Consider the following 13,266-nt stretch of genomic DNA (forward strand, 5'->3'; position numbering starts at 1 on the left):
TATCAATTTTTATAATAACAATGAAAAATTTTAAATTCATAACTGCGCTTTTAGTATTGTTTGTACTGGCAACAAGCTGTTCTTATTTTAAAAGCACTACAACTAAGTCCAACGAAGAGTCACATAAAATAGAAGGCGAGGGCACGAAAGAAAAAGTACTTGAGAAAACTTCACAGGCAGATCTGAATTTTTACAATAAATATATAGAGGTTTCAAATAAGATTTCAGAAACAGCGGATGAACTGAATAAAAATTTCTTAACAACGGTTCCTGACCCATCAACGATTTCAAAAGGTTCTTTTATACTTGTAGTAGGAATGGATATACAGGTTAATAATCTGGAAAGGTTGTTGAAGGAATACAGACGTTCATATTATGAGGGCGGCGAGTTATCAAAACTTACCTCTGATAATCCTGCTATGAAAGAAGAAATTGAAACTTCTTTCAGAGAGTTATTGAAAACACTTGAATCGTATTATTCTATATCATCGCGGGTGACAAAGTTCTATAAAGATAAAGAATACAAAGATAACGTTTCAAAGGCAGCAGGATTTGATAAAGAAATGAAAGACTCGTACAAGCAGTATGATTCATTGTACACAAAGTTTAAAGAAACCGTTAAGAAGTATAAACCTGTAAAGGTAAGAAAGAATCCAGATGATTATACAAATAAGGATGAGAAAGCAGTTATTATAGTTCAGAACGCGTTAGAAAATACAATGGACGGCGCAGAAAATTTTTACAGCAAGTTTGAAAGCGTTAATAAGAATTCAAATGTTGACGGACTTCAGGCAGATATAGAAGAGTTTCAGAGAAAGTTCGACGCAGAGAAAAAGAAGATTGAATCAACGGAGTTTTCCGATAAAAGCCGTTATGTAAAATTCAGCTTTGAAGATTACTTCACAAAAATGACTCAGGGATTTATTGACGGAGTGATGAAATTTAACAAAGAGATGAAGAAGGGCAAAATGAACGACAGGGATTTCGGGCTTAGCTACGATAATGTTATAAGAAGCTATAACTACATGATTAACGCATATAATTCATCCATTACAACTGTAAATACTTTTAAAGTTTATTGATTTTTTTCGTGAACTTTAACGAAAAAATTTAAGTTATTTTCATTAAACAATTTTATGAATAAAAAACCTTCCGGTATTGCCCAGGCAATAATGATTTTTATAGTAGCTCTCGTAGTAGGGCTTACAATAAATGCCACGAGTGAAAAACGTGTTCCGTTGTTTACAAATTATACAGAGAAACTGAAAGCAGATAATACGGACAGTTTAACTAATTCTATAAAAGCCACAGGTGATTTTAAAAATAATCCGTACGATACAACTCAAAAGAAAACACCATTAAGCTACAGCAATAATCCAAATCTTACCAAAGAAGGTTTTATAAAACCTCAGAAAATAAAACTTGAGCTTGCCAAACTTCTTTATGATAAAAATGCTTTAATGATTGATGCAAGAAAGCCGGAAGATTATGCCCAGGGACATATAAAAGGCGCAATTAATATTTCGTACGAAGATTACCATTTTAAAGATAAGGATAAACTTCCTGAAAGACTTAAGGGCCTTAATAAAGACGGAATCATAATCTGCTATTGTAACGGAGGCGACTGCGATATGAGCATTGACCTTGCCTATGATATAGCGAAGCTTGGTTTTAATGCTATGAATATTTATCTCGGCGGTTATAAAGAGTGGGAAGCAGCGGGATATCCCGTTGAAAAATAATTTTAAAGTTAAATTTTAAATGAGAGATTTTCTTTCTTCTAGATATGTTCAGTTCGCGCTGCAGTTTATAATCGGTGCAGTATTTTTATATGCGTCATATAATAAGCTGTTCGACCAGGTGGGTTTTGCAAAATCGGTTTATGCTTATAAATTTCTTCCTGACTTTCTCGTAAACATTACAGCCATTATTGTTCCTTCATTGGAATTCATTGCTGGACTTTTTTTGATGTTCGGTTTGTTTAGAAAGGGGAGTTCGCTTATTATAATAATACTGCTAAGTGTGTTTTTAATTGCGCTTGTTCAGGCATATTTAAGGGGATTGGATATCGATTGCGGCTGTTTCGGCTCAAATCCGGAAGATAAAGTTACTTCTGCGGATTTATTAATCAGAATATTCGAAGATATATTGTTATTGCTGGGAGCAATTATTATTTTTAAGTTTAGCCGTTCAAAATACTATAAAAACGTAAATTATACGGATACTGAAATGAAAGTATCCCAAAATCAGGAGATATAAATATTATGAAATCAAAGGGTTCAAAAATATCGTTCTTCATGCTGGGACTTGTTGCGATATTTGCAATTATGTTTTCAGTCGTGAATAATTCCAAACTTGCTGCATCAATCAACGGACCGAGAATTGTGTTTGAAGAATCAAAACATGATTTCGGAAAAATCCCTTCGGGACCGCAGGTTGAATATATTTTTAAGTTCACCAATAAAGGTAATCAGTCACTTCACATCGAAAAAGTTCAGGCATCATGCGGATGTACAGGAACTGCAATGGGTGAAAAAATGGATTATGCAAAGGGTGAGTCAGGTGAAATAAAAGTTACATTCAATACTCAGGGAAGAGAAGGCAAGCAGGAAAAAACAATTATGGTTTACTCCAACGATGCAAAAGAGCCTCAAAAAGTTCTTAGCTTCACTGCTGAAATAGATCCTAACATGCAGTAAAAAATAAAATTTTAGTTTTACATTTCAGAGGCGGAGAAATTTTTCTTCGCCTTTTTTATTTTATAAAATTACTCACCTTCAACAAGCTTTAGAATATTTTCTTTCTTACTGCTAAGCTCAAAATTTCTTTCCTTCCATTTGCCCCGATAGAACCAATATGTAAGTACAAGACTTTTCAGTGCAACGGAGAGACATATTGCAATCCATATTCCGTTTAGTCCCCATATAGGCGCAAAGAGTGCGCACAGTGGAATTCTTAAAGTATTAAATATAAGTCCGATTGTTACCGGAGGGATGGTATCTCCCGCTCCCGAAAATGCTCCGTTTAATATTACATCAGCTGCGGAGAAAATCATAATCAGAGCATTGATTTTATTATAAGCTTCGGCAGCATCTATAACTGCAAGATCAGTTGTAAAAAATGTTGCAATGGTGCGGGCGAAAATAAAAAGAAGTATTCCATAAACTGACATTGCGGCAGTTCCGATTCCGCAAATCCTCCAAGCCAGCCGTTCGGCTTTATCTTTATTCCCTGCACCGATATTCTGCCCGATCAAAACTGTTGCAGCAAGTGAAAGACCTACACATATCTGATATGAAATTGACTCGGAACGATGACCGATACCCAGAGCTGCAAGTCCCGTTGTTCCAAACTCCGCAACAAATCTTGAAACGATTACATATATAAAAGAGAAAGCAAGACCGTTCAATGAAACAGGTAATCCGATTTTAAATGTATGCTTTAAAATCTTTTTATCAAATTTATACTCTCTGAATTTACCTATAAGATTTCTTTTTCTGAGTAAAATATATCCTATTATAAAAGCGGTTAAGTATGAAACTAAAGTTGAAAGCGCAGCGCCTTCCATTTCGAACCGGAGAAATCCGTTTACTCCGAATATAAACAGCGGTGCCAAAACAAAATTTAACGATACTGCCAGACTGATGAGATAGAACGGAGTCTTAGTATCACCCGTTCCTCTGTAAATAGCTGCAGTTGTTGAAAGTAAAGTAACACAAGGCATTCCTATAAGAAACGTAAGCAGGTAGTCATTTGTAAATCCTCTTTGTGCTGCATCGAGATTTATTATATCATATAGAAACGGCAGTACAGGTATTAAAAGAATTGTAATAAGTAATGTTTTGAAAAATGTATTGATGAGATTTTCAGTAGCAATTTTTCTTCCGGTATCACTTTCCTGAGCGCCGTATGACTGCGCAACAAGTGAGTTTGTACCTGTGGCTATTAGTTCACCTAAAGCAAGCGCTCCCCATACTAAAAAATTTGCAACAGTTATGGATGCAAGCTGAGTACTGCCGAGCTTTCCCACCCAGTAAGTATCTATTAAGGAGAAGGAGGATTTTACCAGTGTTTGTAAAACAGCGGGACCTGCGATTGCGAGTATTAATCTGTTATCTGAAAGCTTGCTTGTCAATTTATGAAAGATGAGGCTGTTAAAAATATCAAACATCTAAAATACCTCAATTAAAAACATTTGTAAATCTAAATTGATAATTGTTTTTATTCTTCTCATTTTTCGGTTAATGAATATTCTTTACCTCTTATCGCAGGTAGAGATTACGGGGGCGGAAACCTACGTAGAATCTCTGGCAAATTATTTATCCAAGTACGGCAATAATATTTTTATTGCTTCGGATACCTTTTCCCGTAAGGCAGAGGCAAAGATATTTAAAGTCCCGCTGCACCAGAGGGATTTCAGCACACGCCGAAACAACATCACTGAGATACAGAAAATAATAAAAGAAAATAATATTGATATAGTGCATGCAAACTCTCGCGCATCGGCATGGGTGGGACACTTTGCATGCAAGAGAGAGAAGATTCCTTTTATAGTTACCATCCATGGACTTAGCGGAATGAGGTTTTCAAAGAAGTTAGTACCTGCTCTCGGAGATAAAACGATTGCAGTCTCCGAGTATATTCGAGAAGTAACGATGAAGGATTTTAAAGTAAAGAAGAGCCAGATTGAACTGATACGCAACGGGCTTAACATTGATGAAATTATTGATAGAAGCAGGGAAGAAGTGAAGACTGTTTATAAAGACGAAAAGGATTTTCTTTTATCATATATAGGAAGGGGAACGGGTCCAAAAAAAGATATAGTTCTTGCTCTGGTGAATGAAATTATTCCTAAAGTAAAATCTGAGATTAAAAATTTAAAATTTCTTTTCATATGCCCCGGCACTCTGCACGATGAAATATTAAAGAGCATAGACAAAAAAAATAAAGAAGCGGGAGAGGAATATATAATAATTGATGACCATAAGAATGATGTTATGGCGACTCTTAATCAGACTGATATGGTAATTGCTGCAGGCAGAAGCGCAATTGAAAGTGTGCTGTTGAATAAGCCCGTCATTTTCTGGGGCGAGTCTTTATTTGGGGGAGTATTGAATGAACAAAGTCTGCCGCTTGCCCTTGAATCGAATTTCGGTGACAGCCGTGATGTTGAAAAAGTCCGGACTGATAAAATTGCAAAAGAAGTAACGAGCGCTATTAAAGAAAATATTAAGCTTCAACCGGCTGTTAAAGAAAAAATTGAAGAAGAGTATGGATTGACCGGCAATGCGGAGAAAGTCCTTACTTTATATAAAGCGGAAATCCTCAGTCATAATAAAAATATACTTGAAAAACCGCTACCGATTGTTCTTTATCACCGGGTTGTAAAAGATAATATTAAAGATAGCGTTGTCGGGATTTATGTGACGGAAAAAATTTTTGAAGAGCAGCTTGCGCATCTGCAAAAGAGTAAATTCAAAACAATTACATTTATAGATGTAAGTAAGGCATTAAAAGGGAATAAGACTCTTTCAGAAAAAAATATAATACTTACATTTGATGACGGATACGAAGATAACTATGATTCGGCTTTTCCTTTATTAAAGAAGTATAATTCAACTGCTGTAATTTTTTTAGTGACAGGTCAGGAAAGCAATGTTTGGGATTCGCATAAAAATGAGCCCGGAGCAAAGCTGCTTTCAAAAGGACAAGTTAAAGAAATGTATGAATATGGGATTGAATTCGGCGCGCATACATTAAATCATGCAAAACTGACAGAAGTAAAAAAAAACCAACTCTTAAAAGAAATATATAATTCCAAAGTATTCATTTGCAGAGAATTGCAGATTCCGGCCATTTCATTTGCCTATCCTTACGGTGAGTGTAATCAGATGACAAAAGAAGTCGTGAAGTCGTTGGGCTTTGAGTTTGGAGTTGCGACTGATTCCGGTCCTTTAAATTTCCTCAAAGATTTATACCAAATCCGCCGCCAGATTATTTTTTCACACACATCTTTATTCCAGTTCAAGAAGAAAATATCTAAGTGGTATCCCGCTTATAAAAAATTCAAATCAAAAAAATAGTTGTAAGACTTTCTTTATTTCCTTTCATTCTAAAACCTGTTTATTGAATCTTAAACATCGTTTAATTTTGCAGATTTGCAGTTAAAACATAGTCTGTTTACTAAAATCTCTAAGTAAACTATTTTCTGCAAAATAAAGTAAAAACTTTTCAAATCTATACAACCATTATATAAATATAATGGTTGTGCGGCGGCATATAAAACTTTCCTGCAAAATTATCCTGCAAATTAGTACTTGCTTTATATATATAGTCTTTACATATTGTATGCAAATTAACACTGCAAAATAATCTGCATAATAATTAATTCTGCAAAATAAGAATTCATGAAAGTAAGCAAATACTTTAAGATCAAAAAAATACCCGGCATCATTAAAAAACTGACCGGAGTAAGTGTTGAAAAATTTGAGGATCTCTTAAAGCACCTCACACCAATCTTTATTGATCTGGAAAAAAAGAGACTCTTCAAAAAATCCCGCAAGAGAGCCTTTGGCGGCGGAAGAAAACAGGACCTTGACCTTGACGACAAACTATTAATGCTTCTTATGTACAACCATTTATTTGTAACTCATGAATTTTTAGGCGCTCTCTTCAATCTGCATAACAGTAACGTAAGCAGACAGATCAATCATCTAGAGCCGTTACTTTCAAAAGTATATCAGGTTCCTGAAAGAAAGATAAAGCTTGCAGACTCTGTTTTATCTCAGTCACAGATTTTAGAAATTTTTGTAAATCTTGATGAAGCTGATAAGAAGGAAATGAATTACAGTCCTGTAGGAACAGATTATCCGCCGGTAAAATCAACCGGAACAGGCGGCAGTGATTTAAGAATTAACACTGAAGATAAGATAATCACACAAATAAAAGTTATACCAATAAAAAAATAAGAACTGAACTTATGAACACACAGAATACCATAGTGCACAAAGATTTACCGAATAAAGAGAAACTGAAAATAAATATTTAGCAGATAAAAATTTTATCAGGAAGTGTTAATAAGCTATATATAGAGTCGATGCTAAAAAAATTAACTCACATCTATAAAAAATGAACAAAGATTCTTTAGTAAGCAAAGTGGCAAACTCCAGCAGCTTCAGCCGTCACAGAAGCGAGCAGATATTCGACAGAATATTCGAGTTAATAAAGGAATCCCTTGTAAAGGATAAAGAATTCTCTGTTGATAATTTTGGAGAGTTCACGGTAGAGCACCGCGAAAGCATGAAGATTATGAATACGAAAGAAAATCAGGAAGTTTTGCTTCCCCCTAAAGACTATATAAATTTTACTCCATCAAAAAATTTATTAGACATAATAAATAAAAAATGACTAAAGAGCAGATAATAAGGAGTATCTCCGATGAGTTTAAGATAAGTGAGCTGGAATCCATTCAGTTTTATGAGAATGTATTTCAGTACATCGAAGGCTCTTTCCGTAAGAGCAAGAACTTAAACATTTCAGAATTCGGTAAATTCAACGTGATTGAAAGAACCGGGACTGACGGAGGTAAAGTTAATTCTGTGAAGTTTTCCCCATCAAAAAAACTTGCCACAGAGGTTAACTATAACTACAATAATCTCGCCAAAATTCTGTTTCGTGATATTGAAAGGAACATGAACAAGGAAAGAATTCTCTCTTTAGGCGAAGAAAATATTTACAGAGAAGAAGCTCCGGTTGAATCAGCTGAAGTTTTTGACAGATATACAGAAGAAGAAAAAGATTTTATTGAAGAGCAGGTTAATTTAACTTCTGCGAATAATAAAAATGCGGGTTTAAGTGATTTAGAGCAGCGCGTAAGAAAAATTGAAGCGTTCATAAATGTAATAAAGAAATTTTTTGAAGACGAAAAGCTTGGCGAAACATTATCAAAAGCAAAAACAGAAATAGTTCCGCCGCAGGCAGATTATGTAAAACGCGCAGAAGAAGATAAATTAAAAGATGAACAGTACAAAGCATCTATTTCGTCGCTTGAAGCAAAAATAAAAGAACTTGAAGCAAAGTTCAAAGAGTCCGAAGCTAAGAAAGTTGAGACAAGAACAGAAACAAAAGTTGAGACTAACACTGAAGAAAAGATTGTTGCCAGAGAAGAGAAAAAAGAACCTAAGATAGAGCTTCCGCCGATAGACGTTGTACCTCCTGTAATAGAAAAGACTATTGAGCCTGAAGCAAAAATTACACCTGAACCGATTGTTGAAGAGCCGAAAATTGAAGCTGAAGAAAAAACAGTAGCACCTGACTTAGGAAATTTAGTTGTAGAATCAGAATATACCGAAGAAGTAAAAACCACTGAAGAAGATAAGCCTGAGTTTGTTTCTGCCATAGATGTAATCGAGGAAAAAATTGCACCAGTTGAAGATTTTAAACTACCGGCTGAAGATTTTACAAAGCCGATTGAGGAATCACTTGACGCACCGGCAATTGAAAAGAAAATTGAAGAGAGACTTGCAGAGATAGTTAAAGCTCCGGGAAAGAAAACTCCTAAGGCAAAAGACCCGTCTACAAGCAATATTGATGATCTCTTAAAAACATTAGGAGTAGCAGATGAAGAAGAATACGAAGAAGAATACGAAGATGTAATAGAAGAAGAGCTGGTACAGGAAGTAAAGACAGAAGATATTGCAGATAAGTACTTTATTAAAACTGAAGCACCTGAAGAAGTTCTTCCTGAAGTTATTGAAGAAAAAATTGCTCCGGTTATTGAAGAAGAAGTTACACCTGTAATAGAAGAAAAAATTACACCTGTAATTGAAGAGAAAACGGAAGAAGTTGTTCCTGAAATAGTTGAGGGACAAAAGCTACCTGATACTCCTTTGGTAAGTGAGATTACTGATACAGAACTTCATGCAAAGGTTGATTCGCTTATACAGGAATTCAGAACTGAATCTTCAAAAATAAAAGAAGAAGAAGAGGAAAAAGAAAAGCAGCAGGAAATTGAAGAAAAGAAAGAAGCAGAGCCTGAAGTAATTGCACCTGTACCTGCAATGGATTCTGAAGAAGCACAGCTTTCAACAGCTTTATCTTCTATCTTCAATTCGATTCTTACCTCTGAAAATATTAAGAAGGAAGAGCCGAAGCAGACACCTATAATAAAAGAAGAAGTACAAAATCTTCATAATGAAATAGTAAAAAGTGAGAAACATCCGGAAACAACTGAACCAACTATAGAAGCTTCACAGCCTCCTGCAGAAGAGAAGAAGGATTTAAGCAATTCTTCTATCAGTGATATTTACTCAAGCGCAAAAAGCTTTAATGATATATTCGAACAGAAATCTGAAACAAAAGAAGAGAAAGAGCATGCAGAGGATTTAAACCAAATCCGTGAGATGCATGAAAAAACCGATACGAACGGCCACGATTTAACCGATACTTCAAACGGTCACAATTTACAAGATACCACAAATGGTCATAACTTAACTGATACAAACGGTCACGGTTTGAAAGATACAGCAGGTCTTGATATGTACGGACCGGGACTTACAGAAAGCGGAAAAGAGCACGACGTAAGAACATCAAAAATTTACACAAACGGTAATCCGCTGAAGCCATACGCAAACGGCAACGGAAAGAACGGTAACGGTGCATCAACATTAAATCAGGTACTTGAAGATAACGGTCTTCATAAAGAATCCAAGACGAGCATTTTCATAATTGCAATTATTATTGTAATAGCGCTTGGACTTTTATTCTTCGCGATTTTCAACTCAGGTATTATGGGTAAAGAAAATCCTTCATTAAAAGAAAAGAACTACGGACTGGTAAAGGTGAAAGATGTAAAGAATGAAAAATATTTTTACGATAACGGAAAAGATAAAGTTTACTTCCAGACAGAAAACGGTTTTACAATTCAGGCAGGTTCATTCAATGAAAAGGAAGCCGCAATAGAAAAATCTAAAATGCTGGCTGATAAGAAAATTGAAAATGTAAGAATTGAAGAACTTGAAAAAGACAATACAACATTTTTCAGAGTGAGAGTAGGAATGTTCAAAACTCTTGAAGAAGCAAAAAATTATTCAGAGAAGTTCTAATCTAAATTATTATAAGCTATGAAATATTTATCGTTAAAAGGCTTGGCAGTTTTAGCAGTAGCAATTGTTCCGATTGTGCTGAAGTTTAAATTGCATAAAAAAGATACACCGGTTGTGAATACACCAAGTATTCTTGTTGAGGCTGTTTAACTAACATTCAGCATTTCAACTTTATACATCAAAGCCGCAGTGGGTTAGCTGCGGCTTTTTTGTTTTATAAACCCAATTACAAAACAAGCAAGCACAGCTCCGCTGCTTATCCATAAGCATATCACACTGAACAAATCTCCGTGCTCAGTATAAAAAGTTTTCTCTTTTATAATGCCGATCTTTCCTGCGAAAGAAGCTCTCGTATTTATTTCCGTCTCTTCATATTTATTTCCGTAGGGGTCAATAAAATCTGAGATACCTGTATTGGCGCTTCTGGCAATCCATCTTCTGTTTTCCACAGCGCGTAAAATTGCAAACTGATTATGCTGATAGGTTCCAAATAGTTTTCCCCACCATGCATCGTTTGTTATTATGGTACAGAAGTCCGCTCCTTTTTTTACAAACTTGGAAAAATACTCCGGGTACACTGATTCATAACAAATTGCAGTATTAAACTGCACTCCGTTTTCCATAACAAAATTTACAGTGTCTTTGCCTATCTGCCACTGGCTTATACCGACACCCCAGGTAACAAAATCTTTAAGGAAGCCAAGAGTTTCCTGATAAGGAATTCTTTCCGCGCCGATTACTAATTTATTTTTTTTATAAATCTGGTATTCCTGCGGAGTTTTGTTTTTTTCAAAAAGCGCAGCTGCATTGTATGTGTCGTAAAAATTTCCTGAGCCGCCTCTCTTAGCATCGGGTGGGGCTTCAAGTGAGTCTTTATAAAATTTTACATAGGGTAATCCAATGAGTAACGGGGTGTTAATTGAATCAACAAGATTTTTAAATTTAAGATATTTTTCTTTATAGCTCTCCTGAAAAATTAAAAACGTAATTGCAGTCTCAGGCAAAATTATTAATTCCGTTTTAGGATTTTTATCCTTAAGTGTTTTAATCATATCGGTATACTCATTCACAAACTGCATTTGCTTACTTCCCCATTTTTCCCATGGGTCTCCGTTAGGCTGAACAACTCCCACGTTTACTTCTCCGTTTGTAAAAGCGTTAGAATATTTTGCAGGGCTTTTCATTATAAAAGTATATGCATCGGGAGCAAGATAAACTACTATGATTAAAATTATCAGTAGATAGCTTTTGATATTAAAATTCTGCCATCTTGCAGCGCGCTGTTTCTGAGCAAAATAAAACAGTAATATGCCTACTGTACAAATCCAGAACGTTAATCCGTAAACGCCTGTGTACTCTATAAACTGAATTTTAGCAAGGTTATATGTTTGAGAGTTACCGAACGTAAGCCAGGGAAAACTCAGTTGCGTTTGAGTGTGAAGATATTCGAACGCTACCCAGATGAATGGAAATGAAAGGAGATATAAATATTTATATCTGAAATTCTTTAACGAGCGGTAAACTTTATAGAAGGCTGCTGCAGGAAGCCAGAAGAACATAGGATGAGCTATAAGAGTAAGAACTCCCGCAACGATTAAAAATCTATCGGCATTGTGACGGAATCCGCTGAGGCACAACCACGAAACAGCTACAAGATTAAACCAGAAGAAAATTGCGTATGTTTTTCTGAGGACTTCGTTGTATGAGTTACACGTAATAATTTCTTTTATTAGAAGAATTATTCCTATGTAAATCAAAGGATAAAGATTGATAGGCGGAAAGGCAAGCCCGAAGCAAACCCCGCAAATGACTCGCAGCCAGAAGTCTTTAGTCTTAAATCTGTTGAGGAACTTTTTCAAATGTAACTTTTTTCATTCCCGCAAAGCTATTTGCTTGTTAAGGAGGCGGGAATCCATAAACATCAGAAATTAAAATATAATTATGTAAGAAGGGATTGAAAAATTTATGGGGAATTATTTAAAGGAATCTATTTGCAATATTTATTGTAAAATGTTTCCATAGCTGAATATGGGACAATGGGGTACTTTTCTCTATACATTCTTAAAAGTTCGGAATCAAAAAACGGTCGTCTTTTGGTAATTAACTCTCTAAACATTCTTTCTTTACAGTAAACAACTCTGAAAAAATAACTATCGTCATCTTCATTTTGAGTGCCATCATCGTATTTAAACCATGCTTGTATGGTATCTTGAGTTCTAACTAAAGACAAAGTATCTAAAAAAAACTTCACTTTTTCTTTTCCATTTATTTTTTCATCTAATAGAATCCATCTGCTCTCATTTCTATTTTCTTCCTTTAAGAAATCCTTACTTAATAAATCACTATCCCGTATTATAGGTTTTTGCAGTTCTTTTTTTTCTTCCTTATTACAACCGAAACTGATCAGTAATAACATTAAAGAAATTAATGAAAGAATTTTAAGATTTATTTTCATAGACTTTTATTTTGTAAAAAAAGTATTCATAAATCTCTTTGATTTACGGAAGTAGCTACTCCAGATTACCCAATAAACAGTTAAAGTAATAATATTTATTATAGTACTACTTAATATATTTGAAGAAGTGTCACTTAACTTTTTGTAATAAATGCTAGAGGTGATGGATGAATAAAGCAATAAATTTGAAAATATTACAGCAAGAATTGTAAAAAAAATATATTTATTAAATTCTTTTCTGAATTTAATATTTTTTGAAAAGAAAAGATAATGTACATATGATAAATATAAAAAAACTATTATTCTCACCATAAATGCAATATTAAGAAAAATGGAATTATAAGGGACTGAATTTTTATCAAGGTTGTCCTGAAAAATAGAAATTTCTCCTAAATTAGCAAAAGCACTCATTAGACTTAATACTAAGCATATAGAAAAAAATAAAAGCCATCCCTTTATACCTACTAAAGTTTCGTCTACAACAATTATTTTGTTAGACGCTTTACATTCACTACAAATAAAGTTTTTGCTTGCAATATCTTGATTAGTTATTTCAAAAGTTTTTTTGCATTTGAAACAAGTTCCTAACGAACCATTGAGAACGCATGTTCCTTCCCACTCGGCTGTATTTTCAAACATATATTTATTTTTTATCAAATTAGTTATAATTAATATGTTTTAAAATAGAAAACATTTTTATCTTAAATT

The 13,266-nt window shown here is 34.4% G+C and carries 12 protein-coding genes; 8 read left to right on the plus strand and 4 right to left on the minus strand.

Features of this window, described 5'->3' with window-relative positions; all coding sequences use genetic code 11:
- The first annotated feature begins 20 nt into the window (after positions 1 to 20).
- The 4 genes from JST55_08960 to JST55_08975 are packed head-to-tail and all read left to right on the plus strand — an operon-like array spanning position 21 to position 2,699.
- Positions 21 to 1,082, plus strand: coding sequence for a DUF3829 domain-containing protein (locus JST55_08960; GenBank protein MBS1493628.1), 1,062 nt, complete (start codon positions 21 to 23; stop codon positions 1,080 to 1,082).
- A gap of 54 nt (positions 1,083 to 1,136) precedes the next feature.
- On the plus strand, positions 1,137 to 1,742 hold the full coding sequence (locus tag JST55_08965) for a rhodanese-like domain-containing protein (protein ID MBS1493629.1): 606 nt from the start codon (positions 1,137 to 1,139) through the stop codon (positions 1,740 to 1,742).
- 19 nt (positions 1,743 to 1,761) lie between these two features.
- The gene (locus tag JST55_08970; protein ID MBS1493630.1) at positions 1,762 to 2,259 is read left to right on the plus strand and encodes a DoxX family membrane protein; all 498 of its coding nucleotides are present in this window, start codon (positions 1,762 to 1,764) and stop codon (positions 2,257 to 2,259) included.
- Between the two features lie 5 nt (positions 2,260 to 2,264).
- Positions 2,265 to 2,699, plus strand: a complete 435-nt coding sequence (locus tag JST55_08975; GenBank protein MBS1493631.1) for a DUF1573 domain-containing protein — start codon at positions 2,265 to 2,267, stop codon at positions 2,697 to 2,699.
- Between the two features lie 68 nt (positions 2,700 to 2,767).
- Here the strand turns inward: JST55_08975 and JST55_08980 are convergent, their stop codons facing one another.
- Entirely contained in the window at positions 2,768 to 4,135 is a 1,368-nt protein-coding gene (locus JST55_08980; GenBank protein MBS1493632.1) for an MATE family efflux transporter, read from the minus strand.
- Between the two features lie 109 nt (positions 4,136 to 4,244).
- Here JST55_08980 and JST55_08985 point away from each other — a divergent pair, with 109 nt between their 5' ends.
- From JST55_08985 to JST55_09000, 4 genes are all read left to right on the plus strand, one after another.
- On the plus strand, positions 4,245 to 6,083 hold the full coding sequence (locus tag JST55_08985) for a polysaccharide deacetylase family protein (GenBank protein MBS1493633.1): 1,839 nt from the start codon (positions 4,245 to 4,247) through the stop codon (positions 6,081 to 6,083).
- Positions 6,084 to 6,407: 324 nt separating this feature from the next.
- Entirely contained in the window at positions 6,408 to 6,968 is a 561-nt protein-coding gene (locus JST55_08990) for a transposase family protein (GenBank protein MBS1493634.1), read from the plus strand.
- Between the two features lie 160 nt (positions 6,969 to 7,128).
- Positions 7,129 to 7,407, plus strand: a complete 279-nt coding sequence (locus JST55_08995) for an HU family DNA-binding protein (GenBank protein ID MBS1493635.1) — start codon at positions 7,129 to 7,131, stop codon at positions 7,405 to 7,407.
- Positions 7,404 to 10,103 (plus strand): SPOR domain-containing protein, encoded by a 2,700-nt coding sequence (locus JST55_09000; GenBank protein ID MBS1493636.1) that lies wholly within the window; start codon positions 7,404 to 7,406, stop codon positions 10,101 to 10,103. The genes JST55_08995 and JST55_09000 overlap by 4 nt, the downstream gene beginning before the upstream one ends.
- 194 nt (positions 10,104 to 10,297) lie before the next feature.
- Here JST55_09000 and lnt read toward each other — a convergent pair whose 3' ends face one another.
- From lnt to JST55_09015, 3 genes are all read right to left on the minus strand, one after another.
- Positions 10,298 to 11,962 (minus strand): apolipoprotein N-acyltransferase, encoded by a 1,665-nt coding sequence (lnt, locus tag JST55_09005; protein ID MBS1493637.1) that lies wholly within the window; start codon positions 11,960 to 11,962, stop codon positions 10,298 to 10,300.
- A gap of 128 nt (positions 11,963 to 12,090) precedes the next feature.
- Positions 12,091 to 12,558, minus strand: coding sequence for a hypothetical protein (locus JST55_09010; protein ID MBS1493638.1), 468 nt, complete (start codon positions 12,556 to 12,558; stop codon positions 12,091 to 12,093).
- Between the two features lie 6 nt (positions 12,559 to 12,564).
- On the minus strand, positions 12,565 to 13,197 hold the full coding sequence (locus tag JST55_09015; protein MBS1493639.1) for a DUF2569 family protein: 633 nt from the start codon (positions 13,195 to 13,197) through the stop codon (positions 12,565 to 12,567).
- Positions 13,198 to 13,266: the final 69 nt, after the last annotated feature.

The sequence above is a fragment of the Bacteroidota bacterium genome, from assembly GCA_018266835.1.
Lineage (GTDB): Bacteria > Bacteroidota > Ignavibacteria > Tepidaquicellales > Tepidaquicellaceae > JAFDZO01.